The sequence below is a fragment of the Companilactobacillus crustorum JCM 15951 genome, assembly GCF_001434585.1.
Lineage (GTDB): Bacteria > Bacillota > Bacilli > Lactobacillales > Lactobacillaceae > Companilactobacillus > Companilactobacillus crustorum.
On record NZ_AZDB01000001.1, the window covers coordinates 95,766 to 122,547 of the forward strand.

The 26,782-nt window shown below is 35.2% G+C and carries 28 protein-coding genes and 1 pseudogene; 15 read left to right on the forward strand and 14 right to left on the reverse strand.

What is annotated here, in order from left to right:
• Positions 1 to 210 precede the first annotated feature (210 nt).
• The 5 genes and pseudogenes from FD26_RS00425 to ald all read right to left on the reverse strand — a co-directional run bounded on the left by FD26_RS00425 (position 211) and on the right by ald (position 6,153).
• Complete coding sequence (locus tag FD26_RS00425) at positions 211 to 1,647, reverse strand: C69 family dipeptidase (protein WP_057866478.1); 1,437 nt, start codon at positions 1,645 to 1,647, stop codon at positions 211 to 213.
• Positions 1,648 to 1,686: 39 nt separating this feature from the next.
• Positions 1,687 to 2,043, reverse strand: a complete 357-nt coding sequence (locus tag FD26_RS00430; RefSeq protein ID WP_057866479.1) for a PqqD family peptide modification chaperone — start codon at positions 2,041 to 2,043, stop codon at positions 1,687 to 1,689.
• Positions 2,044 to 2,058: 15 nt separating this feature from the next.
• Positions 2,059 to 3,971, reverse strand: a pseudogene (locus tag FD26_RS00435) (OPT/YSL family transporter).
• A gap of 14 nt (positions 3,972 to 3,985) precedes the next feature.
• Positions 3,986 to 5,023, reverse strand: coding sequence for a bifunctional threonine ammonia-lyase/L-serine ammonia-lyase TdcB (gene tdcB / locus FD26_RS00440; protein ID WP_057866480.1), 1,038 nt, complete (start codon positions 5,021 to 5,023; stop codon positions 3,986 to 3,988).
• Between the two features lie 29 nt (positions 5,024 to 5,052).
• Complete coding sequence (gene ald, locus FD26_RS00445) at positions 5,053 to 6,153, reverse strand: alanine dehydrogenase (RefSeq protein ID WP_057866481.1); 1,101 nt, start codon at positions 6,151 to 6,153, stop codon at positions 5,053 to 5,055.
• 519 nt (positions 6,154 to 6,672) lie between these two features.
• On the opposite strand from ald, the gene FD26_RS00450 reads away from it, so the two are divergent.
• The gene (locus tag FD26_RS00450) at positions 6,673 to 7,392 is read left to right on the forward strand and encodes a GntR family transcriptional regulator (RefSeq protein ID WP_057866482.1); all 720 of its coding nucleotides are present in this window, start codon (positions 6,673 to 6,675) and stop codon (positions 7,390 to 7,392) included.
• A 174-nt stretch (positions 7,393 to 7,566) separates the two neighbouring features.
• Here the strand turns inward: FD26_RS00450 and FD26_RS00455 are convergent, their stop codons facing one another.
• On the reverse strand, positions 7,567 to 8,589 hold the full coding sequence (locus FD26_RS00455; protein ID WP_057866483.1) for an LCP family protein: 1,023 nt from the start codon (positions 8,587 to 8,589) through the stop codon (positions 7,567 to 7,569).
• A 153-nt stretch (positions 8,590 to 8,742) separates the two neighbouring features.
• On the opposite strand from FD26_RS00455, the gene FD26_RS00460 reads away from it, so the two are divergent.
• The gene (locus tag FD26_RS00460; RefSeq protein WP_057866484.1) at positions 8,743 to 9,231 is read left to right on the forward strand and encodes a cysteine hydrolase family protein; all 489 of its coding nucleotides are present in this window, start codon (positions 8,743 to 8,745) and stop codon (positions 9,229 to 9,231) included.
• A 135-nt stretch (positions 9,232 to 9,366) separates the two neighbouring features.
• On the opposite strand, the gene FD26_RS00465 is transcribed toward FD26_RS00460, so the two are convergent.
• The gene (locus FD26_RS00465) at positions 9,367 to 9,690 is read right to left on the reverse strand and encodes a thioredoxin family protein (protein WP_057866485.1); all 324 of its coding nucleotides are present in this window, start codon (positions 9,688 to 9,690) and stop codon (positions 9,367 to 9,369) included.
• Positions 9,691 to 9,856: 166 nt separating this feature from the next.
• Between FD26_RS00465 and FD26_RS00470 the strand changes: the two genes are divergently transcribed.
• The gene (locus FD26_RS00470) at positions 9,857 to 10,126 is read left to right on the forward strand and encodes a metal-sensing transcriptional repressor (RefSeq protein WP_057866486.1); all 270 of its coding nucleotides are present in this window, start codon (positions 9,857 to 9,859) and stop codon (positions 10,124 to 10,126) included.
• Positions 10,127 to 10,782: 656 nt separating this feature from the next.
• Here the strand turns inward: FD26_RS00470 and FD26_RS00475 are convergent.
• Entirely contained in the window at positions 10,783 to 11,487 is a 705-nt protein-coding gene (locus FD26_RS00475) for a VIT1/CCC1 transporter family protein (protein ID WP_371862040.1), read from the reverse strand.
• A 12-nt stretch (positions 11,488 to 11,499) separates the two neighbouring features.
• Positions 11,500 to 12,189 (reverse strand): VIT1/CCC1 transporter family protein, encoded by a 690-nt coding sequence (locus tag FD26_RS00480; RefSeq protein ID WP_057866488.1) that lies wholly within the window; start codon positions 12,187 to 12,189, stop codon positions 11,500 to 11,502.
• Positions 12,190 to 12,377: 188 nt separating this feature from the next.
• Here FD26_RS00480 and FD26_RS00485 point away from each other — a divergent pair, with 188 nt between their 5' ends.
• From FD26_RS00485 to FD26_RS00505, 5 genes are all read left to right on the forward strand, one after another.
• Entirely contained in the window at positions 12,378 to 12,842 is a 465-nt protein-coding gene (locus tag FD26_RS00485; RefSeq protein ID WP_057866489.1) for a Fur family transcriptional regulator, read from the forward strand.
• Entirely contained in the window at positions 12,835 to 13,248 is a 414-nt protein-coding gene (locus FD26_RS00490) for an arsenate reductase/protein-tyrosine-phosphatase family protein (RefSeq protein WP_057866490.1), read from the forward strand. Before FD26_RS00485 ends, FD26_RS00490 begins: the two co-directional genes overlap by 8 nt.
• A 204-nt stretch (positions 13,249 to 13,452) precedes the next feature.
• Entirely contained in the window at positions 13,453 to 14,355 is a 903-nt protein-coding gene (locus FD26_RS00495; RefSeq protein ID WP_057866491.1) for a metal ABC transporter solute-binding protein, Zn/Mn family, read from the forward strand.
• Positions 14,356 to 14,357: 2 nt separating this feature from the next.
• The gene (locus FD26_RS00500; protein ID WP_057866492.1) at positions 14,358 to 15,026 is read left to right on the forward strand and encodes an ATP-binding cassette domain-containing protein; all 669 of its coding nucleotides are present in this window, start codon (positions 14,358 to 14,360) and stop codon (positions 15,024 to 15,026) included.
• A gap of 2 nt (positions 15,027 to 15,028) precedes the next feature.
• The gene (locus FD26_RS00505; protein ID WP_057866493.1) at positions 15,029 to 15,826 is read left to right on the forward strand and encodes a metal ABC transporter permease; all 798 of its coding nucleotides are present in this window, start codon (positions 15,029 to 15,031) and stop codon (positions 15,824 to 15,826) included.
• Positions 15,827 to 15,960: 134 nt separating this feature from the next.
• Here FD26_RS00505 and FD26_RS00510 read toward each other — a convergent pair whose 3' ends face one another.
• Together FD26_RS00510 and FD26_RS00515 are read right to left on the reverse strand one after the other, a co-directional pair.
• The gene (locus tag FD26_RS00510) at positions 15,961 to 16,383 is read right to left on the reverse strand and encodes a Fur family transcriptional regulator (RefSeq protein WP_057866494.1); all 423 of its coding nucleotides are present in this window, start codon (positions 16,381 to 16,383) and stop codon (positions 15,961 to 15,963) included.
• A gap of 60 nt (positions 16,384 to 16,443) precedes the next feature.
• A complete protein-coding gene (locus tag FD26_RS00515; protein WP_235526709.1) occupies positions 16,444 to 17,874 on the reverse strand; it encodes an MFS transporter in 1,431 nt (476 codons plus the stop codon).
• A 222-nt stretch (positions 17,875 to 18,096) separates the two neighbouring features.
• On the opposite strand from FD26_RS00515, the gene FD26_RS00520 reads away from it, so the two are divergent.
• The 6 genes from FD26_RS00520 (at position 18,097) to FD26_RS00540 (ending at position 23,730) form a co-directional block, all read left to right on the forward strand.
• On the forward strand, positions 18,097 to 18,789 hold the full coding sequence (locus tag FD26_RS00520; RefSeq protein ID WP_057866495.1) for a response regulator transcription factor: 693 nt from the start codon (positions 18,097 to 18,099) through the stop codon (positions 18,787 to 18,789).
• Positions 18,786 to 20,180: a sensor histidine kinase gene (locus tag FD26_RS00525; protein ID WP_057866496.1), complete on the forward strand. Its 1,395-nt coding sequence runs from the start codon at positions 18,786 to 18,788 to the stop codon at positions 20,178 to 20,180. Before FD26_RS00520 ends, FD26_RS00525 begins: the two co-directional genes overlap by 4 nt.
• Before the next feature lie 506 nt (positions 20,181 to 20,686).
• Entirely contained in the window at positions 20,687 to 20,980 is a 294-nt protein-coding gene (locus FD26_RS11220; protein WP_235525250.1) for a hypothetical protein, read from the forward strand.
• A 132-nt stretch (positions 20,981 to 21,112) separates the two neighbouring features.
• Positions 21,113 to 22,189 (forward strand): AMP-binding protein, encoded by a 1,077-nt coding sequence (locus FD26_RS00530; RefSeq protein ID WP_261766210.1) that lies wholly within the window; start codon positions 21,113 to 21,115, stop codon positions 22,187 to 22,189.
• Positions 22,190 to 22,192: 3 nt separating this feature from the next.
• Positions 22,193 to 23,005 carry an ABC transporter permease subunit gene (locus FD26_RS00535; protein WP_057866497.1) on the forward strand — a complete coding sequence of 271 codons (813 nt, stop codon included), beginning with the start codon at positions 22,193 to 22,195 and terminating at the stop codon, positions 23,003 to 23,005.
• On the forward strand, positions 23,005 to 23,730 hold the full coding sequence (locus FD26_RS00540; RefSeq protein WP_186809299.1) for an ABC transporter ATP-binding protein: 726 nt from the start codon (positions 23,005 to 23,007) through the stop codon (positions 23,728 to 23,730). Before FD26_RS00535 ends, FD26_RS00540 begins: the two co-directional genes overlap by 1 nt.
• Before the next feature lie 88 nt (positions 23,731 to 23,818).
• On the opposite strand, the gene FD26_RS00545 is transcribed toward FD26_RS00540, so the two are convergent.
• Positions 23,819 to 24,382, reverse strand: a complete 564-nt coding sequence (locus FD26_RS00545) for an NAD(P)H-dependent oxidoreductase (RefSeq protein ID WP_057866498.1) — start codon at positions 24,380 to 24,382, stop codon at positions 23,819 to 23,821.
• Between the two features lie 75 nt (positions 24,383 to 24,457).
• On the opposite strand from FD26_RS00545, the gene FD26_RS10825 reads away from it, so the two are divergent.
• On the forward strand, positions 24,458 to 25,315 hold the full coding sequence (locus FD26_RS10825; RefSeq protein ID WP_082596201.1) for a MerR family transcriptional regulator: 858 nt from the start codon (positions 24,458 to 24,460) through the stop codon (positions 25,313 to 25,315).
• A gap of 70 nt (positions 25,316 to 25,385) precedes the next feature.
• On the opposite strand, the gene FD26_RS00555 is transcribed toward FD26_RS10825, so the two are convergent.
• Both FD26_RS00555 and FD26_RS00560 read right to left on the reverse strand, forming a co-directional pair.
• Positions 25,386 to 26,063, reverse strand: a complete 678-nt coding sequence (locus tag FD26_RS00555) for a CPBP family intramembrane glutamic endopeptidase (protein ID WP_057866499.1) — start codon at positions 26,061 to 26,063, stop codon at positions 25,386 to 25,388.
• Positions 26,064 to 26,191: 128 nt separating this feature from the next.
• The gene (locus tag FD26_RS00560) at positions 26,192 to 26,710 is read right to left on the reverse strand and encodes a helix-turn-helix domain-containing protein (RefSeq protein WP_057866500.1); all 519 of its coding nucleotides are present in this window, start codon (positions 26,708 to 26,710) and stop codon (positions 26,192 to 26,194) included.
• Positions 26,711 to 26,782 lie beyond the last annotated feature (72 nt).

The window sequence follows — 26,782 nt, forward strand, 5'->3', positions numbered from 1 at the left end:
TAAAGTTTACAATTTTTGTTTGTGAAATTCATCATTATTTTTATTATTAGCTTAATTTGATTTTCACTAAAATATACAATAAATTTGAAATAAGTCTTTTTGCATAAAAAATCCAGTGTGGCAGCCATCTTTAATGGTCTCCATACTGGATTTATTTATTACTCAGGAATTGAGCAATATTCTGACCAACTCTTGACCTTTTTGTAATGTTTAAAGATTTGGATCCATCTTAAAAGTTAACTTACTTAATTCAGTTCCCTTAGTTACTAGGTCAGCTAGATGTTTCATGGTCTCATCGTTGTAATGTTTTACAATTTCATGATTTTGTTCTGTTAGATAATCTGTTAATTCTTGGCCAGACATTGTAACAGCCTTCTTATCAACAGCTTCAATCTTTCTGCGAGCCCATTCTGATAAAGTCTTTTGATAATCAAGGTTTGGTTCTACAAATTCCTTGTAATGTGATTCCACTACCATTGCCAAAGCTTCATACATCCAGTAAGCACTCTTCAAGTCCATTTTTTCCGGAGTATAGCTGTATGATTCATCTATCTCATTAGCATTTGTAAAGAATGGAACTTGAGGACAGAAACTAGGAATACCAAAACCAGTCCATTCAACACCAGCAGCTCCATTTTTATCTGAATCTCTCATTTGTAAGATGTGTGAATTAGCAGTTCTAGACAATGAGATAGCACGATAAGTTCTTCTATCATGATCACTGCCGCTGCCTAGAGGATCGTATTTTGTTTCATTATAATGAGATTTCAAAATATATTGAATATCTTCTACGGCAATTTTACGTTCTGGTTTTCTGATAAATGGCAATTCAGGTGATTCTGGATCCTGTGTATCATCTGAAGGATTTAAATAACGTTGAGCGAACCAGACACGTGGTGTGTTGTAATGATGATCTTGTTCTGTATTTGTTCCAAAAATATGTCTGAAGTCCCAACGATCAAAATCAGGATTTAAATTATGTTCCGAAACAAATTCTTGAATACCATCAGCCCACATGTAGTTATCAGGATCATTGAAATCAATATCTTGAATAGCTACTTGGTTAGCTGCAACTGCATAACTGTCATCAGGAATACGTACAGCTACCCATTGATGCCCTGTAACAACTTCCATGTACCAAACTTCATCTTTATCATTAAATTGAAGTCCATTACCTTCAGCTGAACCATATTCAGCAACTAACTTGCCTAAATATTTAACTCCATCGCGAGCTGAATCAATATATGGCAAAACCAAAGTTGCTAAAGAATCTTCGGCTAAACCATTTTTTACATACGGATCAAAGGCAAGTACTTTTTCATTAGCATAAACACTTTCCGTAGCACTGATTCCAACATTTTTTTCGTTAAAGCCATCTTCTTCGTTAGGACCTGTACTTTGATCAGCGTCTAAAGTTGATGTATAACGATAACCGCTCTCTGGATATGGTGCAGTCATCTTATTGTAAGGTGAAACGTATGTCTCATGGCGGCCAGAAACAGCTGGTTGAACAATAATACGCTTTCTGTAGATGGCATTAAGACGATCTTCATTTCTAGAAATATAAGTTGCCCCATCCATTGAAGCTTTCTTACCTACCATGATCGATGTACATGCTGATGATTCAATATGGTCAAGTTCAGTCATTTTTATTTCCCCCATTAATAATATATTTATACTTACTTATTATGATACTCGTTCTATCAAATGATCCCTATACTCAATTTGTTGCAAGAACAAAATTAACCTAGTGTAGCGGTATTTATCTGTATCTGGAAACTTTTCAGCAAGTTCTTTGCCAATTTCATAAGCATTACGTCGCCCATTAACTTTCGTAAAAACATAGCTCCCGTACTCATCCATTTCTAAATAAGACTCTTCTGGAATACGAACATGGAGTTTTCGAAAAAACTTCTGAATGGGATGATTCTGTTCGTAAACAATTGTTACGATTCCAGCTTTTCTTTTATAAGTTATCTGTGGATTTTTTTGAAAAACCATCTTTTTTAAATCTTCTTCAGTTAATTGCGGACGTTTTGTCATTTTTTGTCCCCTTATCTATTTTGTTTCTTTTTTAATATTTAATAATGGAATAATAATTGTAATTACTAATACAGCTAGTAGAATCAGGCCCATTTCGTTGCTGCCAGCAAATCCTGCTGGAGCTTTATCATTCAATACTCCAGTTACATGCAAGATAATTCCGATCAATCCAATAATTGAACCTCCGGCAATCAAACCTGATGATAAACTGACACCGCTTTGAATACGTCTATCTTTAAGTTCTTTATCTTTTGTAATCTTATCAATTAATAGCTTGATCAAAGCACCTACCAAAATGATTGAAGTAGTTGAAATTGGTAAATAAAATCCTAAAGCCACTGTCATAATTGACAAACCTAGCATCCAACAAACAATAGCCATAACAACACCAATAATAATCATGATCCAAGGCAAGTTTCCTGACATAATTCCGGTTGTCAAAGTAGCAATTAAGTTAGCTTGTGGCATACCGAAAGGTGGATTTGAGCCAGTTATCTTCAATTGTGGTTCGAGAATTACAGTCGTTCCGACAACGACAATAACCCCAATCATGGCAGCAATCATAAAGTATTTCATCATTTCATTCTTATTGCCACCAATTACAAAGCCTACCTTTTGAGTCTGCGTGTAGGCACCTCCAACGGAAATAGCCGTAACAATGAAAACACCAAACAATAACAAGATTTGATTATGAGCATTGCTAGTCCAACCAAAGAGGACAAAAACCAATGTCATGATAACTAACGAAGCAATCGTCATCCCCGACACAGGAGCATTAGAACAGCCAATCGTTCCAGCTAATCTAGCAGAAACAATAACAAATAATAAAGCCAAAATAATAGAAAGAATTGCGCCAACAATCGCCATAACTATATTGCCCGCAATGAAAAGTCCTACAACAAAAATTGCTACAATTGCAATAATCAATGACCAAATTCCTAGCAAGTTTCGTTCATCATTACCATTATTTCTTGCGTTGAGCGTCTTCTTTAAAGATGTAACAATAACTGGAATCAGTTTAACGGCACCAACAATACCGCCGCAAAGCATCATACCCGCACCGATATATTTGGAATATGAACCGGCAACTTGGTCTACGCCCATCTGATTAACTGCAATCGATACATCATTCCAGTCCTTAGCGTGATTGCCTGCCATCTGCGTAAAATTGGCAATTAAAGGCGTAATTGCAAAATTAGATAGAATTGAACCAGCAAACATTGTCAAAGCAACATCTAATCCAACAACAAAACCAATTCCAGCTAGCATTGGATTAACTTCAGTTGACATTTTCCACCGATAAAAAGAATTTCCTACATAAGTAATCGTACTGTTAACCCAGCCGAAAACTTGCGTCGTTAAGAGTGTTAGAATGCCACCGATGCCAAAGCCAATTCCCATAAATTTCAGCGAATCCCCTCCTGCTTCGGAAGCAACCAATGCTTCTGAAATCGCCATTGATTCCGGATAAACTAGTTTTCCGTGCTCTTCAACAATCAGATAGTTTTCTACTAATGAGGCTGTCCCAATTGCAAATAGTACTGCTAAAGCCCCAACTAAAACTCCTGATATAAAATTAACTCGACCGCCAATAATGATAATAGCTGGCAAAACATAAATCATCCCACTAGCAATGGACTCACCACCACTGGACATTCCTTGTAAAAGATTCTTTCCTAAAATCCCTTTTTTCTTAGCAAAAGCTGCAATTAATCCCGAACCAATAATCGATCCAGGAATACCAGCAGCAACTGTTAATCCTGCTTTCATACCTGAATAAGCCGTCGAAACAGCGAAAATAACCGCTAAAATGGCACCCATAATCATGACAACTGAGCTGCCGCCATGATTTTTTTATCAGTTACATACGGTACATATTTCTCTCCAGAAATCCCCCCATACGCAGATTGCGATAAACTCTTTTTCATTTTAAATACCTCCCCTAACCAACAGAATGATTAGTTGAAACTAAGAAGTAGTCAATATTATGTGAAACTTGTTCTAGATCCACATTGCCTCCAGAAACCAATGCTACAACTTTCTTATTTTCTAACCATTTTGCGTCAATCTTGTGTGATTCCAACGCTGCTGTAGGAAGAGCCCCAGCCCCTTCGGCTACAGTCTTAGTTCTTTGTAAAAGATCTTTCATTGCCTTAGCAATTTCTTCTTCATTTACCAGCACCATTTCATCAACCAAATGCTTAGTAATTGGAAATGTTATATCTCCGGGAGTAGCAACCGCAGTTCCATCAGCTAATGTTTTTCCTTTACTAAAAGTAGTGATTTTATTCTCTTTGTAAGATGCTGTCATGCCATGAACATTTTCTGATTGAACACCCACAATATGAATATTAGGATTAAATGACTTCAAAGCCGTTGCAACTCCTGAAATCAAACCGCCGCCACCAACGGGCACGATCACTGTATCCACATCCCACATCTGGTCCAATATTTCGAGACCAATCGATCCTTGACCAGCAATTACTTCGTTGTCATTATAAGGATCAACAATGGTGTAGCCTTTTTGAGCTGCTTCTTCTTCCATAAATTGATGTGCTTCGTCAAAATTGTCGCCATGCAAAACTACTTTGGCCCCATAACCTGCTGTAGCTTCTTGCTTTGCAATCGGTGCTCCATGAGGCATAACTACTATCGCTTTAATTCCCAAAAGATGCGACGTTAAAGCCACTCCTTGAGCATGATTACCTGCTGAAGCAGTGATGACGCCCCGAGCCTTTTGGGCATCTGTTAAATGATTGATCTTATTAAAGGCTCCTCTAAACTTAAAAGAACCCGTCAATTGCATGTTCTCAAGTTTCAAATAAACTTCCCCATTAGTAACATTGCGACTTAAAAACATTGATTGAATTAATGGAGTTACTCTTCCAACTTTGTGAATTAAGTGGGCTGCCGCTTCAATATCTCTCAAAGATACCGGATTATTGAATCCCTTCGTTCCATTTATATCTTCTGCAACCATCAACTTGTTCACCCCCGTAACATTATTATTTAATCAATTTCTGTAAATTCATAATTTAACGATTTAGCTAAACCTTTGTTAGTTACTTCGCCTTGATAAATATTAATCCCAGAAGCTAATGCAGGATCTTCCTTCATAGCCTTCTCTAAGCCATTTTTAACAATTTCCAATAAGTAACTAATATTGCCGCTAGCTAAGGCTAAAGTAGCTGTACGTGGAACTGCTCCAGGCTGATTAGGTACTGCATAATGAATAATATTGTCCTTAACAAAAACGGGATCTTCAATTGTAGTAGGTTTATCAATTGTCGCTACAGTTCCGCCCTGATCAATTGCAACATCAACAATGACGCTGCCTGGCTTCATAGACTTAACCATTGATTCAGTTACAAGTTTAGGAGGTCGAGCCCCAGGAATAAGGATAGTAGAGATAAACAAGTCAGCATCTTTAATGTATTTAGCAATATTTTCAGCATTAGAAATTATTCCTTCATAATTACGTCCAGCAAAATGTTCTTTTAACCAATCCAAACGATCCTGCTTGATTTCCAAAATTTGAACCCGACATCCCATATCCAAAGCTAAAGTTGCAGCGTTAACTGCGGCATTGCCGCCACCAAGGATCACGACTTTGCCAGCAGGTACTTCAGGCGTTCCACAAAGTAAAATGCCTTCGCCTTGATGCTGAGCTTCTAGATAATAAGTTCCCATGATAACTGAACGTCTTCCAGCAATAGCACTCATTGGTGCCAATAATTCTAGTTTGCCATCTTTAACAATTGTTTCTCCACCAATAGCAGTTACTCCTGACCTGATCATCTGTGCCACTGTTTCAGGAGCCGATGCTAAATGTTGAAAGCCCCATATTATTTGGTTTGGACGAAAGTACTGGTATTCTTCAGCATCTGGTTCTTTAACTTTAATTATCAAATCAGCCTTCCAAGCTTCAGCATGACTAACAATCTTGCCATTCATTTTTTGATAATCATCATTACTAAATCCCGAACCTATTCCAGCATCTTTCTCGACCAAGACGTCCGCTCCAGCATCAACTAATTTTTTTACATTTGCTGGCGTCACGCCTACACGACCTTCACCGGCCTTTTGTTCTTTAACCACGCCTACGATCATCCTATCTCTACCTCCTTTTATTGATTTCATTTTCATGATAACGATTACATTTACAAAAATCAATACATTTTTGTGATATTAATCACATTATTTAAAATACTATTTTTTTGATTATTTAAAGTATAAAAAAAGTGTTCATTATAAGTGAACACTTGTATCCCTTGTCTATCATAGATTTCCGCCTGGAAACATTATTAGTCTTTAATTAATAACATTAGTTTATTAGCCAAGCTTATTGAAATCTTACTAATAAATCTACATTTATCACAATCAATTTTCATAAAATTTGAATCCTTTTTCATAGTATAGAAATATACAACCATCTGTTTAAACTGCTCTCAATAATTATTTTGCTTTAAAAATTATCCAATAATGCTTAATCAAATTATAAAATAATTTCTTTTCAAAATTAAATATTATTTTATTTTTTTCATACTAAAATAGGGGGTAAGTAGACTTTTTGTTTTGAGGAAAAACTCTTATAAAAATGATAAAATTATTTCAGGAGATAAAAAGCTTATGGCATATAATTACAAAGAGGTTGCAAACGAATTAAGGCGACAAATTCAAAATGGAAAATATCGTCCTGGAGAATTGATCTCGGATCAGAATAAAATAGCTGAAGATTTCTGTACTACTAGAATTACTGTTCACAAAGCCCTCCAGCTTCTGATGATTGAGGGAATGATCTATTCGAAGCGAGGCGCTGGTACTTTCGTCAGGAAAGACTACTCTATTGATAATTCTATCAACGGTAAGATCTCTCCTTCTGAACAGCTCCTAGGAACCACCGAAACTAATGCTGGAAAATCAGTTACCAGCAAGCTACTCGAGTTATCTGCTCGAATTCCTTCTTATGAGGAGGCAGAAAACTTATTAATTCAACCAACTGTTCCAGTTTATGTAATTCGTCGTATCAGATATCTAAACGACAAGGTTTTTGCTTATGAACGTACAATTATGCCTACTTCAATCACTACCCTAACTGAAGATGTACTCAAAAGTTCTGTCTATAGTCATTTAAAAAAAGAGGGTTTCAACATCGAGGGCTCACATAGAATTGTCAGTGCCAAAAAGGCCTCTCAAACGGATATTGATACAGGAATTGCTGAGAAAATTGGAGAACCTGTTTTAGTTATCAATCAGCTCAGCTATCTTGACGATGGCCAACCTTTCGAAATTTCCGAATCACGTTTTCCATACCAGAACAGCAAATTAACTGCTGATATAACGCTTTAAAAGTCATGTTTAACTTTTAAAACATAAATAATCCTCAATAACTTTTAAAGATTAAAAAGTTATTGAGGATTATTTTTATGGAGAGTATTTGAAATAAAAATTATAAACGATCAAAACTCTACAGTATTTCAGCGATATTTTGCCCATTGTAAATATATTCGTATAATTTTACTTTTAATAAGTATTATTAGTGTAATAAGTAGTATCTAACTCATAAGTCTTATAATCGGTATCATCATCATTTTCAAAGAAAGATTTATTCTTTGCGTTCAATTTAGTTTCAGTATTTTCTAATTTTTGCTTCTTTAACCCCAGATTTTCCCGCAATTTATCTGAAGCATTTTGCATTGTCTCAGTTGGCAAAACTTGGTAGGAGCTTTCATTGATCCAAGCTGTCTGACCTTGAATTTGATTAAAATCCATTTTCTTAGAACTACCATGATACTTCAAAACAATCTGATCAATTTCACTAGTCGTTAAATCAGTGCTAATGTCGTTACCTAATGATTTAATCAAATCAGGTACCTTCACTAAATACTTCGGCGTTTCTAACTTTTTAACTACAGCCCTTAAAATCTGCTGTTGACGAATCTGTCGGCCATAGTCTCCTCGAGGATCTTGATATCGCATTCGAGCATATGTTAAAGCCTGCTTGCCATTCAAATGATGCGTTCCCTTGGGAATCGTTACTCCATCAAACGAAACCTTCAAATCGCTAGTGACTGTTACCCCACCAACAAAGTTAACTGTTTTTTCCAAGGCCTCCATATTGATGGCTATGTGGTAATCGACCGGAACGCCCAACATGCTGCCAACCGTACTCTTTGCCATTTTGGATAAGCCGATATTATAAGCAGCATTTATTTTTTGAACATTTTTAGTTTTATCGCCTATCATCTCTGCCAAAGCATCTCGAGGAATCGAATAAGCTAACGTTTTTTTCTTCTTAGGATTCAAAGTTAACAGCATCATCGTATCTGAATTACCACGATCAACTCGACCGTCAGTACCAGTGTCTGCCCCCAAAAGCAAAATAGAAAATGGTTTGCCATCCTTTATCTTCGTAGATACACTTTTATTATTCGTATCGAGCGCATTTAACGATTGTTGAGTCCGATATATGAAGACTCCACCAATCGCTAAAAGCACTACGACAATCAAACCTATTACAATTGAAATTATTTTTATTTTTTTCATTATTTATATCCTATAATTTAATATTTCCCATTATAGAACGAATTAAACCTTATCAGCAAATTTTAAAGAGACATATTTTCAAAATATCGCTTTTAAAATTTAAACCAAAATGTTAGTCTCAAAATATAAATTCTTTTAAGGGGAAGTGTCATTATGCCTGAATTGGCTGAAGCATTAGTCGTAATTGATATGCAAAAAGCTCTACAATATAGTTATAATTTTAACGATTTAATTCAAAGTATTAACGGTCGAATTGCTCAGTATCGCCAAACCAACCTACCTATTATTTTCATCCAACACAACGATCAAGATCTCGTTAGAGGTAGCGAACTTTGGCAGTTATCTGGTAAGTTGGACAAGCAGCAAGAAGATATCGTCGTAGAAAAATTTCATGCTAATGCCTTTTATCAAACCAATTTAAATAAAATTCTCATGGAAAAAGGCATTCGTACCCTCGAAATCTGTGGTGCCCAAACTGAATATTGCTGCAACACAACAATAATTATGGCACATGGATTAGGCTACAAAATTCTCATGGAACATGATATGACCACAACTTTTGACAACGACTATATGATTGCTGAAGACACAATTTCATTCTTTGAAAATATTTGGAATAAGCGCTTCGTTACTTTTCAGTAATTGAAAGTCCCAGCTTCCATTCCAGATTAGTGCATTGGTGAGTATTGTTAAATTTAAAATTTCAGTACCAACCAATAAAAAAAGGAGCTAATGACTTTTTTGTTACAGTCATTAGCTCCTTTTATTTAAATCATCTTACATAAACTTCTCTAATGCTAAGCGGAACTTTTCCTCTGGTTGGTATCCGACTAAACGTCCTACGATATTGCCATCCTTCTTGATTAGAAAAGTTGGAATACCTTGAATACCAAAATTATTTGGGGTTTCAGGATTATGATCTACATTCATAGAAGTAAACTTGATCTTATCGCCTAGTTCATCTGTTGAAGATAGCTTCTCCAAAATTGGATTCATCATTTTACATGGTGGACACCAATCGGCATTAAAATCTGTTATCACCAGACCCTTACTTGTTTCGTCATTGAATGTCTTATCTGTTAATTCTGTAATATTAGCCATCATTCAATCTCCTTCTCATTACTATGTCAATAAATATACCCCCTAGGGTAAAAATAAGCAAATATTTTGTTTTATCAGTATTTTCTAACTAAAAAAATCAATTATTTGCTACCCGGTACCCACATAGGTATAATTAAAACAATAAATCAGTTCTAGGAGGTTAATTATGTCGCAGACACCCGAAGAAATAGCCAGTAAAAAAATCACCAGTCGTTTAAAACGTTCTCGGGGGCAGCTCGAAGCCGTTCTTAGAATGATGGATGAAGGGAAACCTTGTGACCAAGTCTTAATGCAATTGTCGGCCGTTAAATCCAGTGTCGACAAAGCAATGAAACTAGTAATTGCTCAAAACATTCGACGCAACTCTAACTGTCAAGATGAAAAGCAATTAGCTGATCTTCAAAAATCTCTAGATTTAATGTTAAAAACTAAATAAGCTTTCTCAAGTTTGGTGTGAGTATTTTAAATTCCCGTCCTCCACAAAAAATGGGAATGCTGTTGGAACGCTATGGGCCGGTTCGAAACTAATTATTTTACACTTCGTGCAAAATAATGGATTTCCAAACTCGGCCTCATTGTAACCGGCAAAGCCGGTAACAATGATTTCATAGCTGAACGCATTCCCAATTTTTGCTCCGGACTGACTCCTACTTTATTCATTAATTATTGTAAAATTTAAATAGCATATAAAAAACGGTCACTGTTAAGAAATCCAAGCATAAATGTATGTCTGGAATACCTAATAGCGGCCGCTTTTTTAATTTAAAATTTCTATTTAATATATAGAGATAAAAATTCCGATACACTGCAAATTTGTTCAATAATATTATAGCCAAGGACTTAATCGGTAGCAAAAAATCTGTGGGCCCTCAGTGGTGATATTCTACTTAGCTTGCGAAACAAGGTTAGTAGAAGACCGAGCTTAGAGCTAATAATTATACACGAAGTGTAGAATTATTAGCTCTAAGTCGTGTCCACCACGTTCCAGTGGCCCACAGATTTTTTGCGGACGATGGCATATTTCAACCACATCAGTTAGTATACTCACGCGAATAAGAACCTAAAATTTCAATCGTTGAAGATTTTTTATTTTTAAAGCATCAAACCTACAGAATAGTGAATTGCCATCGTAATTATACCAACAATAATATTTCTAATAACAGCTGTTTTAACTAGTCCATCGCCTAATTTAGCACTCAAGTATCCTGTTAAAGCTACAGATAATGTGACAGCTAAAATTGTTCCTGGCCACTGAATAGAAACTGGCAAAAAGGTCATTGCGACTAAAGGAAAAATACCACCCGAGGCTGCTGACACTAATGATGAAAATGCTGCATCCCATGGGCTCATATAATGTCCTAATTCCAAATCATATTTAACCCTCACAATAGTTCCTAAAGCATCTTTAGTCATCAATTCTTTAGCAATTTTATCAGCTGTATTCTGAGTAACCCCACGTTCAATGTAATAATCGGCTACTACGTCCAATTCATCTTGATAATTAGTCTTCAATAATTCACGTTCACTTTCAATGGCAGCTCGTTCGGTATCTTTTTGTGAACTAACTGAGGCATACTCACCAGATGCCATTGAAAACGCACATGCTAATAGGTCAGAAAGGCCTGCAATAAAAATTGTAAATTGGTTCGTTGTTGCAACAGCAACGGAAAACAGAACTCCAACAACGGTTAAAATTCCGTCATTTGATCCTAACACACCAGCACGTAAGGTATTAGAACGTTCTGCCATTGTCTTCTTTTGTTTCTTTGGTTTAGATATCGTCATCGTTTTCATCATTCTTTCTCCTTACTAATGTGCAAATAGTGAACCAATTGCGTATGTTACTAACATTGTCAACAATCCTGAAACTACATTTCTGATTACTGCTTTAAATTTATTAGCTCCACCAAGAGCTGCAGCAACATAACCGGTAATAGATAATGCAATAATAACCGCAATCACTGTCGCAATCATTTTAATATCTTGAGGAAACATTGTAATAGAAACTAATGGCAAAATTGATCCTGTAGGAAATGAAATCATTGATGCCAAAGCAGCCGCAATTGCACTAGTTTTTTCTTTAGGATTAAAGCCGTATCTTTCACGAACTGCCACATCAATTGGATCATCGCTCAACATTTCTTGAGTAGCTTGAGTAGCCAATTCGTTAGAAATACCAGTTGCTTGGTATTTATCACGAATAAAATTGAATTCGCCATCATAATTTACATCTAAGGCTGTAGATTCTTTTTCTAGAGCTCTTTTTTCAGTATCCCGTTGAGTACTTACAGATACCCATTCACCCATCGCCATCGAAATGGTTCCAGCTAACATACCGGCAATTCCTGATAAAAATATTGCATGAGTATTAGCTTGTGCACTAGCAACACCGACAACAATTCCGGCAACGGAAACAATCCCATCATTTGCTCCCATGACACTTGCACGCATAACATTAATTTTTTCAGCTAAACTTCTTTCTTTCTTTTCCTTGGGCATGATTACTCACTCCTTATTTTTTCTACATCGGAATGGTTCTTACTTGCTATCGAATACATAATAACCCCACGATTATAAAAAGTAAACTAGTAATCGGTTTCACGAAAAAGAAGGATTATTTGAAAATATCATGTGGTAAGTAATATAATTAACTTGTAATGATTCTAAAGTGGAAAGGAAGATTACTCATGGCTAGTAATGCTGTAATGGAAGAAACACTACAGGTTTTAAAGGATCACAAACTCAGAGTTACCCCACAGCGTCACATTATCTTGGCTTATTTAGTTAGTCATCATAACCATCCCACTGTGGAAATTATCCGTGATGCTTTAAGCAAAGAACTACCAAATATCGGTGCTTCAACAATCTATAACACTTTAAATACATTTGTTGATCATCATCTAGTAGTGGAGCTTCAAAATGGTGACGGCAGTACTCACTATGACTACTTTGGATCTCCTCACTATCATGCTATTTGTACCAATTGCGGACGAATTGTCGATGTTACCTATCCTGGATTCAGCGAAACTGAAAAAGGGCTTGAGCAAAAAACCGCAGAAATATCTGGCTATATGATTTCTGGCAACCACATGGAAGTCTATGGCCTCTGTCCTGAATGTCAAATCAAACTAGGAATTAAAAATAATGGCTAATAACATTTACTTTTTATGCAGCGACAACTCATGCCGTGGTCAAATGGCTGAAGGATTCGCAAAAAAGTACTTGCCACACTGGAACGTTCAAAGTGCTGGTATTCGTGCTAAAGACATGGACGCTAGAGCTATCGCAGTTATGTCTGAAGATAATATCGATATTTCCCAACAAAAATCCAAAAAAATTAATGAAACTTCTCTCAAAAAAGCTACACTTGTCGTCACACTTAGTGGCGAAGCACGTGATAAGACCACAATGCCAGCAAATATCCGATGGCTGCATTGGTCCATCAATGATCCTTCGTTAGCTAATGGCACTGAATCTGAAATTATGGATTCCTATCGTGACGTCAGAGATGACATTAAACAAAATATTCTTGAATTGGCATCTCAAGTACAAGAATAAAGTACATTTAACTATTAGACACTAAAAATACCAGTGGAGTCGCTATCAAGGTGACTACTCCACTGGTATTTTTTTGTCCTTTATCATTCTCCAAATTTGCCATTTGTTTTTTCTCATTATTAAATAGTAAATTATACTATTTACTTTTAAAAGCATTTGGTTTAAAGTTAAACAGTAATATTTATCATTAAGGAGAAAAAAACATTGTTTAAGAAATATAAGTTTTTAGGAATCATTCTAAGTTTATCTATAATTTTAATTATTTTATCTGGATGTTCTAACAAAAAAGTTAATAACTCTTCACAAAAAATCAAAATTGTCACGACAACTAACTTTTATGCCGAAGCATCTAAGGCAGTTGTTGGAGACAAGGGAACTGTTAATTCGATTATTAACAATGCTGCGGTTGACCCTCACGATTATGAGCCAACGACCAAAACTGCCAAAACAGTTAGCGCTGCAGATATTACTGTTGCTAATGGACTAGGCTATGATACATGGATGAATAAATTAAATAAGCAGAGCAACTCCTATATTAAGATTGGTGAGGACGTCATGCATAAAAAGACCGGTAACAATCCTCACATCTGGTACAATCCGGAAACTATGCCTCGTTACGCCAAATATTTAGCTGATCAATTAGGAAACAAATATCCTAAAAATAAAGCCTACTTTGAACAAAATGCTCAAGAATATATTGCTTCGCTCAAACCCATTCAAAAAGAATTATCACAACTAAAAACTTTAGCTCAAAAAGTACCCAACAAAAATGTTTATGTAAGTGAACCTGTTTTCGACTACGCTATTGCGGCAACTGGCTTCAAAGTTACTGATAAAAATTTTGAAAAAGCTATCGAAAATGGAACTGATCCAACCCCTGCTACAATCAAAAAAATGCATCAAGCAATTAACAATAAGCAGATTGCCTTCTTTGTACATAATACCCAAACCAATAATAAAGTTATAAATAACCTAGTCTCGTTGGCAGAAAAGAAAAACATTCCTATCCTTAAAGTTACTGAAACTTTGCCCGAAGGCAAAACCTACAAAGAATGGATGTTATCACAATATCAAGCCATGAATAAAATTTTAAAAAGTGAGGAATAATTTTGATTGAAGCACAGAATCTAACTAAACGTTTCGGTAATCAATTAGTTTTTCAAGATTTAAATTTCAAAATAAATGATGGCGATTTTATTAGTTTGATTGGACCTAATGGTTCTGGTAAAACTACCCTGGTTAAAATACTTATGGGTCTGGAGAAAAAAACGAGTGGAAAATTATTACTTAATAGGAAGGAAAAAATCGGTTATGTTCCTCAATTCCGAAATATTGATCTAGATTATCCTCTTAGCATCGAACAATTTATTCGTTTAAATTTAAAATTTAGCTTTTCTCCAGCTAAACGCCGTTTGGAAAATGTTCAAATCGAAAATATTTTAGAAAAAACAGGATTAACCCAATTAAAGGACCGTCCCTTAGGGCTATCATCTGGTGGTGAGAAACAAAAAGCCTATTTAGCACAGGCCTTACTCAATGATCCACAGGTTTTAATTTTGGATGAATCAACTGCTAGTTTAGATATCAAAGTTAAGATGCAATTAATGGATTTAGTCCAACAGCTAAATCAAAAATACAATTTGACCGTTATTTTTATTACCCATGACTACGAATTAACTAAAAAGTATACTCAGCGAGCCCTGCTTTTTAAAGACAAAACTATTGAGCAACTAAGTATCAACGATATTTCCGAAAATATGTTTGAAAGGGAGGGCTAAATATGTTTGGATATGAATTTATGCGTCAAGCCTTTATTGCCAGTACCTTTATTGCCATAACTGCTGGCCTGGTTGGCGTCTTTGTAGTTTCTAGAAATATGTCATTTTTATCTCATACTCTCTCAGAAATTGGCTTTGCCGGAGCCTCATTCGGTATTCTAATTGGTATCTCTCCTTTAGCTGGTATGATTATTTTCACACTAGTCAGCTCTGTTGCCGTTGGTAGTTTGAGTACTGAATCCTCCCGACGTGAAGCCTCTATTAGTGCTATCTCTTCCCTATTTATTGGTTTGGGAATCCTCTTTTTATCTCTTTCATCAGAATCAAGTAGCTACGCTACCAACATTTTGTTCGGAAGTATTGTAGGAATCAGTGCCAAAGAAGTTCATCAACTATTGATTTTGGCAATTTTTGTAATTTTTATATTTATAATTTTTTATAAACCATTATCTTTTGATTCCTTTGATCACATTGGTGCTCAAGCAGCTGGTCTCAAAACACGACTTCTTTCGATAGTCTTTCTAATAACTTTGGCTTTGAGTGTCAGCATTGGTGCTCAGATCGTAGGTTCCTTATTAGTCTTTGTCTTGCTAACTTTACCCGGAGCTACTGCAAAATATTTAGTTCATTCAATGCCAAAATTAATTATGGTATCAGTAGGATTGTCACTTGCCGGAGTCTGGTTAGGATTGTACCTAGCCTTTATAACCAATTGGCCAGTTACTTTCTTTATAGCCGCATTTGAAGTAATAGCCTATTTTCTTGGCCTAAGTTATAAAAATTGGAAACTATCTCATTAAAAGATGGCTTTAAACCCGCTAAAATGAATCAATTTTTAAGTTAAACGTAAAAACACTTAATGACTAAAAATCCAAAAGTCATTAAGTGTTTTTGTTTTAATATTTGAAATGAAAAATCATGCAACAGTCACATCTTACATAGTCAGCTTTTTGGTACAGTCAGCGCACAATCCATAAACTTCAATTGCATGTCCTTGAACGGTGTACCCTGGTAATTGATCAGTAAAGTACTCAATTGGACATGACTTAATCTCAGTCACTTTACCACAATTGGTACAAACAAAATGGTGATGATGGCGATGCTGAAAATCGCATTGATACTTTACCAAAGTCTTATCTTTTTCCTGGTACTCTACCAAACCAATATCAGAGAATTCTTTTAAATTACGATATATTGTATTATTGCTCATCCCCGGATAGAGGGTGTGCATGTAATCAGTTATTTGATTTATTGAAACATAACGTAATGTGAATTTCTCTAAATAATCAATTAGATCAGTTCGTTGTTTAGTAACTTTATATTTGTTATTTTTTAGTATTTCAATTGCTTTTTCCAAGTAAATCACCCTTCTACTCTTATCATTCAGTAGTGTAACATAATTAGTAATAATTACTAATTAAATCGCATTTTTATTTTGTATTCTTCTAAAAATAACAGCGACCAATACTACTGCTGAAATAACCGTGGCGACTACAAACACACTCACAAAGGCATTCATAAATTTTTGTCCTAAAGCTGGAGTTATTCTTTGCACATGCGGCAACTGAACAAATAATAGAATTGATGAAAAACTAATCCCTATAGTGACTCCCAAAGTACGAGCAAATGAAGTTAATGATCCTGCCACTCCAGATAAGCTTTCATCCACTACGCCCATAATAATAGCATTATTAGGCGACAAAAATAATCCCAGACGGATTCCATTGACTATTATTGGAATTGAAACAATTAACAGATTAATATTTCTAGGATACATGACGTAGCCTACCTGTGAAATCAAAAGTACCAGCAAACCTATAATTGTTAAATCATAGCGATTCCAATGATCAGATATATAACCAGAAATTGGACTAATAATTAACATGGTTAATGATTGAACCATTAATAATAGGCCACTGACAAAAGGTGAGATGCCACCATAGCTCTGTAAATAAAATGGCAGCAAAATATTAGACATTGAATTGACCAACATCACTACTAACAAGATAGAAATCGACAATAAATAATCAGCATTCTTTACTAATTCATTAGAAATTAGTGAATCGTGAAATTTTCGATCCTGAAAAAAAGCTGCGAAGGCTATAACTGTCCCAATGATGAGAAAAGTTAAACCCACAACAAAAAAATTTAAACCTTTTTGAAAATAAACACCGCTTAAAAAAAACAATGTTAAACCAACAGCAAACGTTAATTCACCAAACCAATTAATACTTTTTATCTCATTTGAAAGAGTTTTTAAAGGGACCTTGGGTACTGCTAATTGTTTTCTACTAAAAAAGATGATAATAATTCCCAATGGAATATTAAACAAGTAAATCCAGCGCCAGGAAGTAAACGACAAGATGATTCCTCCCAGAGCCGGACCAGAAATTGCTCCAATAGAAATAAACATTGAAATGATAGCTAACGCTTCCCCACGGGTCTCATTAGAGAAATATTGACTGACGATTCCCAAAGAATTAGCCATAATCATCGCTACTCCCAGCGATTGAATAGCCCTGCCGAGCATAATTATTGGAAAATCCAGCGCCATACCCGTAATCAAGCTTCCCACAAGAAAAATTATACCGCCATTCGTAAAAATAAAAGTTTTTGAAATAGAATCACCTAGACGACCAAACAACACGAAAGTAATAGCCGAAACTATTAATCCAATCTGAATTATCCATGTCGACTGGCCATTAGTTATCTTGAGATCTTCGGATATTTTTGGCAAAGCTAAATTAGTGCTCGAACCAGAAATAGACGTTAACAAAGAAAACATTCCTAATCCTATTAGAATAGGAATTTGTTTGATAAATTCATTTTCCATAAATTTGGAATGCATTCTAACATCCCCTTTGCGATATTTAATACCCATCATAGTAGTCTTCATTTTTAAATCAATTTTTCAAAACGAACTATTTCTGCACATTGCCTGTTTAATCACATTTGCCAAGGACATCTATACAAATTGACAATTTCATAACAAATTTTTCATATTTTGAGTATATGATTATTTTAGTTGAATTTAACAAATCAAACTTAATACATTTGGAGATTTTATATAATGAAAAATACAATTTTAGTTGTGGAAGATGAACGTAGTCTTTCTAGTTATGTCAGTAAAGAATTACAATTTGAAGATTTTAAAGTTGTCATAGCTGATGATGGTGCCCAAGCCTTAGATCTTTACGAAAAAAATCAAAATGACTTACTGCTAATTCTTTTAGATTGGATGTTGCCAAAATTAGATGGCATGGAGGTACTACGTCGAATCAGAAAGCATGACCAAGTACCAGTTATCGTTATGACTGCACGTGATTATGTTGGCGATAAAGTGGCGGGATTAGATAATGGCGCTGACGATTACATCACCAAACCCTTTGAAATTGAAGAGTTGCTGGCCCGTGTCCGTGTCATAAAACGTCGAATGGAACACATCACTGAACCTGATCAAACTTATCAAGTAGCTGACTTAGTTTTAGATACTAAATCACACCAAGTAACTCGCAATTCCCAAAACGTTCAACTAACTCGTCGTGAATATGATCTGCTGCTTTTTTTCTTGCAACATACTGGTAAAGTTTTCACTCGTGATGAACTGCTCGATAATGTTTGGGGCGAAGACTTTTTAGGTCAACAAAATGTCGTTGACGTATACGTAGGATACTTGCGTAATAAAGTTGATGGTAAAAAAAATAAGCCTTTAATTCAGACTATTCGAGGCGTTGGCTATTCGCTTGAGGACGTGACAGCATGATAAGAAAACAATCATCTTCCTACCAAGAATTGATAAATAATGCTATTCGCAAACTAGTCATAATTATTACTTTATCGATTAGTGCTTTAATCCTAATTGTTGTTGGAGTTCAGCAATACGCTCAAACTGTTCATGAAGCTAACGGTCAAATGATGAGTCTTTACCGCTCTAATATTGACGATATTCCCGGATTTATTCAATGGAGCAACCAAAATAATCGTCACACTAAACAAAGCACCGTTATCCGGGTTAAGACCAAAAAGTCTTCCATCACCGCAACTTCAAGCCGAACCGGACAAGAAATAATGACTACTTCCACATCTAAAAAGTTTATTAACCAAAAGAAATTTATTATCCTTCCTGGACAGCATATCGTCTACGTTAAAGGATTTGGTCTGTTTCTTTTTTACACAAAAAAAGATTCCGATACCAACTATCAACTCTGGACCAGTCTGAATCGCCTAATCAATAGCTTAATATTATTGTTGATTATTATTAGTATTATTGTTTTTGTTACCCTAGGATTTGGAACTTGGTGGGCCCAACAACTAGCTGCTAAATTAAGTGCCCCTACAATTGAATTGGTCAAAGAAATTCACAAAACTACTCAAGACCCTGAAGTTGATCAACCTACCTTACAAGTTCCTTCCAATCCCCAAGAAATCAAAGAACTAGGTCAGGCTTTCAATGAGTTACTAAAAACTCAGAATCAACGTTTGCAACATGAAAAGGACTTTGTTTCCAATGCTTCACATGAATTAAAAACCCCCATTGCCGCAATCCGAGGCAATATTAAGCTCATCAAACGCCACGGCGACAAACATCCTGATGTTATTCCCGAATCACTTGGCTTTATCGATGAGGAATCTTTACGCATGCAAAACCTTATTACCAATCTTCTACATTTATCACGAGCCGATCGAGCCGAATTTGTTTTAGAGAAAGTTAATTTATCAACGATCTCTCAACAAATTGGGCAGCAATATCAAAAAACTATCAATCACAAATTAAAGCTTCAAATTACACCCGATTTACATATCTCTGGAAACTCAGATACTTTAAAACAAATTATTGTCGCACTGCTTGATAATGCCAACAAATATTCACCGACTGACATGCCAATAACTTTAGCATTGGAAAAATCAGCTGATAAAATAAGCTTAGCCATTAAAGATCTTGGTATCGGGATTCCCGACGACAAGAAACAATTAATTTTTCAACGTTTTTATCGAGTTGATACTTCTCATTCAACTGAGATTAAAGGCAGCGGTTTGGGACTATCCATCGTTTCCCAATTAGTAAAGTTAAATAACGGTGAAATTGAAGTTTTAGATAACATCCCTAAAGGAACTATTTTTAAAGTTACCTTCCAAGAATTATCTCATACCTAAGTTTGGTTAAAGTATAAGTATCCCGCCTTCCACAAAAATTGAAATTTGGCTGGAACAGTGTTACTGTTATATGTTTTTTCATTTTAAATGCAAAATACCTAATGACTATAAACCTTTTTAGTCATTAGGTATTTTTTTGTAGAATTTGAAATTAAAAGAAATAAAGGATAGCCGCAAGTTTAAGGTTAATAAACTAATCTGGAACGGAGCTAGGATGGTCTCAGTAGTGATATTTATCTTAGTGTGGCACACACTTAGATAAAGGTGGAGCTTGAAGACTGTTGGCGTTGCCAAAAGGCTCCAAGTTCGCCCACTACGTTCCAGACCATTCCTAGCGCAGTGGAAGATGACATCCTTCAATACCCATGATTTTTGTCTCTTCTAAGAATTTCTTATATAAACCTTATCAAAACTCTGTAGTTACTAAAACCCAATCCTTGTAAACTATGGTTATTCAATCGAAAGGACAATGCAAATTAGAAATATCAATTTGCAAGGTAATAAATATGTCAGAACTTACAGAAAGATTAAAACAACAACTAATTGCTGGCGCTACTCGTCCTTTGATGCAAGACGCAAATCAACACTGGTACACCGGCAGTGAACTTAACTTAGAAGAAAATGTTTGGAAAAACTATTGGAAAAATAAAGGCATTGGCCATAACGATATTGTTTTAGTAGGAATTACTAATTCCGTTACTTACTCTTTAGTCACCCAAAGTCTCTGGGATATCGGCAGCATCGTGCAGCCTATCAATCCTGAAGTTAATGAAATTCAAATTAGTGAATTGGACGAATAGTATCATTATTCAGCTATTATTTTAAACTCAGATATCAACTCACTAGAATCTTTAAATGAAACTTTTATTAATCAGCCTCGATTAACTACACTTCATGAAAATGAAGTTCAAGTTTATATTCGTAACAAACATATCGCTCATTTAACTGATAGTCCAACTGAAGATCACATTGCACTTATCATGCACACTTCAGGTACTACTGGAAAGCCTAAGCGAGTTGGCTTAACTCATCGTCAACTGTTAACTGGAGCTTTTAATGTCATTGACAGTGAAGAATTAACTGATCAAGACCGCACGCTTATCCTAATGCCTATGTTTCACATTAATGCAATGGTCATCTCCAACTTAGCCACTCGCTTATCACATGGACAAATTCTTTTCCGGCCCAAATTTAGTGCTCATCTCTTTTGGAAAGAGGTCAGTAGTGAAATGGTAACTTGGGTTTCACTGACGCCAGCTATTGTTACTATCCTGCTTCAAAGACAGGAGCAGCCAACTGATAATGGTCTACGATTTCTCCGGACTGCTTCAGCCCCTCTCTTACCAAGTATCCACAAAGAATTTAGTCGCCGATTCGCCGTTCCTCTAATTGAAAGTTATGGTATGAGCGAAGCTGCCAGCCAAATTGCTCAAAATCCTTTAAATGCTCCTCTTCAAAATACTGTGGGTAAAGTTACTGGCGTTCAAATAAAAATTTTGGACACGAATTATCACGAATTGGGTCCTAATAAGGTCGGAGAAATTGCTTTAAAGGGTGAAAATGTCATTACCCATTATCTTGATCCGCAGCCTGAGTCATTTCATGATGGTTGGCTCTTAACGGGCGACTTAGGCTCAATTAATGACCAAGGTTATCTACATATAACTGGCAGAATTAAAGAAATGATTATCAAAGGTGGCGAAAATGTTAATCCTTTAGCCGTAGAAGATTGTCTAAATAATTTGAAATTTATCCGTGAGATTGCCGTTATTGGTACGCCTGATTTAATCTACGGTGAAACTGTCACCGCCGTTATCGTTCCCAAGAAACTCAGTCATGATCATAAAAATCAATTGGAATTGTTGAATGAATTAGCAAATGAGCAATTACTACCAGTTGAACGTCCTACCAAGTATATTTTTAGTACTCAGTTGCCCAAAAATGCCACTGGTAAGATTCAACGCACACTTCTAGCTCAAGAAGTGACTCAACAATTCAAGGAGGCTTAACAGATGCAAAAACCTGTTAATATAGCAGTTTCTAATCAGAAACGATTGAAACTTCCCATTGATAAGATCTTGCCGTTTCTGATTCCGATAATTTTAATTCTGGGTTGGCAAGTTAGCAGTTCTCTAGGATGGCTTTCGAGTTCAGTCTTACCATCCCCAATGGCTGTTCTACAAGATGGAATCAAATTAACTCAGTCAGGCGAATTGCCTAAAAATCTTAGTATCAGTCTCTATCGAGCTACTGTTGGACTATTGATTGGCGGAAGCGTTGGTTTTATCCTCGGATTTATCAACGGAATGTCTAAAACTTGTCGGTTACTATTCGACTCCTCCATTCAAATGTTTCGTAATATCCCCCATTTAGCCCTTATTCCCTTAATTATTTTATGGCTAGGTATCAATGAATCTGCAAAAATATCCCTAGTAGCTATCGGAACAATGTTTCCTGTTTATATCAATACTTTTCATGGTATCAGTTCCGTTGATCCTGAATTAATTGAAATGGGAAAATCCTATGAACTTTCAAAAAGCCAATTATTTTTCAAAATAATTTTTCCAGCAGCTTTACCACAAATTTTAGTCGGTATTCGCTACGCATTGGGAGTTATGTGGACTACCTTAATTGTGGCTGAAACAATTTCTGCTAGTTCTGGTATCGGCTACATGGCAAATAATGCCGAAGACTTTGTCGATATGGAAACCGTCATTTTATGTATTGTTGTATATGCCGTCCTAGGTAAAATTTCTGACCTAGTTGCCAAGAGTTTTGAAAGCCTACTCTTAGATTGGCAAAATACTGGAAGGAGTAATGTTTAATGAATACTAATTCAATGATAAAAATTAAAAATGTTAATAAAACTTATGACAATTTAACTGCTCTGCAAAATATTAATCTTGATATCAACCAGGGAGAATTTATCGCCCTAGTTGGTATGAGCGGTGGTGGTAAAAGTACCCTTTTGAGACTCATTGCTGGTTTAGAACAGCCCACCACTGGTTCAGTTTCAATCGAATCAGACCACACTAAATCATTAATGCGCGTAATGTTTCAAGAAGATCGTCTACTTCCCTGGATGTCCGTTTTAGACAATTTATCTTTTGGTTCAAAAGATAAAAACACTAAAGCGCATGCTCAGGAATTATTAGAATTGGTAGAATTGGGCGACTACGCAGATCAATTTCCTAATCAACTGTCGGGTGGTCAAAAACAACGTGTTGCTTTAGCACGAGCTTTAATGAGTCATCCTCAAATCTTACTTTTGGACGAACCATTAGGTGCTTTAGACGCCTTAACTAGACGTAAAATGCAAGATTTAATCCTAGATATTTGTCAGAAACAAAATCTAACAACTATCCTCGTTACTCACGATGTTGAAGAAGCTGCTCGAATGGCCGATAGAATTATCGTCATGAAAAATTCAACTAATACCTATGAAGAAGTTTGTCCTAAAAACCGTAATGCCGGACAAATTGGTATCGTAGCTGACCGAGTTCTAGGAGAAATTTTAGAAGAACCAAATATAGAAAAGCAAACTGCTTAAAAGTTTTTACTTAAGTTTAAATATTTCAAGCACAAAAACACCTAATGACTTTTAACTTTTTAGTCATTAGGTGTTTTTTTAGGTAAATTTAAATTAAATCTTCCACAAAATTATTAATTTGCTTCAAAAATTCAACTCGTTCAGGCTTCTCTGATAAAATAATATTTCCCAAATTATGCCATTTAATTTTCGATACACCCATAGATTTAATCGGATATTCAACTACTTTAATGGGATCATCTAATTCCTTAATCAATCTCTCCGTTGTAAATTCTGAAGTCGTTAATAACAAAGCTTTTTCAACTTTAGTAAATTTTTTCCCTTCAAAACTGACAATTTTATTAGTTAAAAAAACTTTATCGAAGAAACCTTTTAAAATTGCTGGTGCTCCCATCCACCAAATAGGAAAAATAAAAATAATTTTCTCAGTCTTTTGCAAAATTTGAATATATTTATCGACTACAGGATCTTTAAAACCACTCTTACCATAAACCGATAAATCATTCTGAGTCATGACTGGATTAAAATTATCCTTATTCAAATCAATCAAGGTGTATTCTTGACCATTATTATTTAAAACTTTTTTAGTTTCCTTCAACATAGCGTTATTAAAACTACCATCCCAAGGATGAGCATAAACGATTGTAATCATATTGTTATCTCCTCTTTTCAAAAATCATGTTAAACTGTAACCCAATGTCACAGTCAACTAAAAGGGAGCATCTTTTTGTTAAAAATTAGTGAATTTGCTAAATTAGCTCACACAACTCGTCGCACTTTAATTATTTATGATCAAAACGGTCTCTTTAAACCTACTGAGGTCAACGATGAAGGCTATCGCTTTTACGATTATAATCAAATCTATGAATTATCCTTTATTTTGGCTTTAAGAAAATTAGGACTTTCCATTGATGAGATTAAACAAATCAGTTCTGCCGATCAGAAAAACTCACCCGACAAATTACTACTAGAATTACGTAGCAAAATCAATGATCAGATTGCTGATTTAGTTAAAATCAACAAATACCTCGATCAACGACAAGATAATATCGGTCATCGTGAAAAAATCCATCTTTATCAGCCATACGAAAACATCAACAAAGAAACTTTCTTTTGGAAATCTACCAATATGAAAGATTGTTCTTCGCAACAAATTGCCAAAGCCTTCTCTGAATTCTACAACCATCTTGATAGCTACATTGGTATTAACGGCAATTGTTCTGGTTTTATTACTGAATTGCCTAAACTTTCGGCAAAGAATTACGACCATGCCGTTTTTAGCCTGATAAAGGCCACCTCTGTACCAATGGAAGACGACTTTATTACCACAATTACCCGCCCAGCTGGAAAATACATTGCTATTGATGTAGAAAACAATGAAAATGATTTTTCCAAAAATATCCATAAGGGCTTAAAGATTCTTCAGCAAACAATTGTTGATAATAATCTAAAAATTGCCGATCAACTTTGGGAAATTAATCTTGGCGAGGACATTCGCTTTCCAAATGCTACATCTTCAGCAGTTAGATTGGAATTTCAAATCTTGTCGTTAAACGCGGAACAGAATATAGTTCCTTCTGCATAAAAAAATCCCTATATGGCTGCCATATAGGGATTTTCTTATGCTTGAGAATTCTGTCGCATTCTCTTTATGTTTAATTTAGAAGAAAGAGCGATAAAATGCCAATAGCATTATTTATTATATGTAGAGAAATATTATACTTAATATCTCCCAACAAAACATAAGCTAAAGAAAAGACTACTCCCATCAGAATATAGGGTACCATTTCCAAATTCATAGCTGGCCCATGAATTCCAACGAATAGAACAATCGAAATAATTAGATAGAGCAACAATTGTAATTTAGTCGTTATTCGCTTAAAAAATAATTTTTGTAGTAGACCACGGAAAATCAATTCTTCAATTATTGGTCCAAAAACAACTACTGGTATAATAGTAGACCATTTATTACCTTGAAACATCTCTTCTATCCCTGCTTGATTATTGCTTGACGGCAAAAAGCCTGCTAAATATCCGCCACCAATCAGAAGAATTAATAAGATCAGATAAATCCAAACTTTTTGGCTTTTCTTCCAATCTTTCATAAAAGTAATTTCTGGTTGAAAATCACCATCAAACTCTTTCCAAAGATATCTGATCAATAGTATAGATAGAATAATACCAACAACTATTGCCACATTTTTTTCCCATTCACTTTTAACGATTCTTCCCGTTGTCGCTAAAATAAATGGAATTGAAGATAGTTGATAAAGAAAAAATGCCCAAATAATAAATCCTATATTTGTCACATAATAATTAATTTTGTTTTTCACGTTTAAAACCACCGTTCTTTAGAATGTTCATATCATACTGATAAATAAATTTTTTCCAAAGAACCTAGAGGTTGCAACACTGGATGTAATATAAACAATTCCTTACTCGTCGTTTTACCATCGTTATACTAGTGACCACTGAATCCCGCAATAAATCCAGCCACAAAATCATTAATAAGCGGTATCAAATACAAGGCTAACCAAACAATTCCCCAAATCAAAAGTCTTTTATTAATGCCTTGATTGAACTTCTTCCAATTAATATTAAAAAGTATAAAACTAAAGGCTATCAGTTGTGGCAGCACAAGCAAATTATCAATATTATCATCAGACACCTTCAATAGATGCATACTAATTATCATAATAATTGCTACAATAAAACCCACTATTACAATGACCCAGGTTTTACTAATCTTGGAATTTTTTACTTCTAATTGATTCATTAATTCAGTATCTTCTTTTATTAATTGATCTAAAGAAATGTCAAACATTTCGCTAATAGCCACAACGTTACTAAAACTGGGCAATGTCTCCCCATTCTCCCATTTAGAAATTGACTGTCGAGATATTTTTAAGTTTTGAGCCAATTCTGCTTGAGATATTCCCCGAAGTTTACGTTGTCTCTGAATTTGTTCTCCTATTTTCATAAAATCCTCCTAAGTCACGTAATTAACATATTAACAAAAAAACCGACTCTTCGAGTCGGCTTTGATAATTTT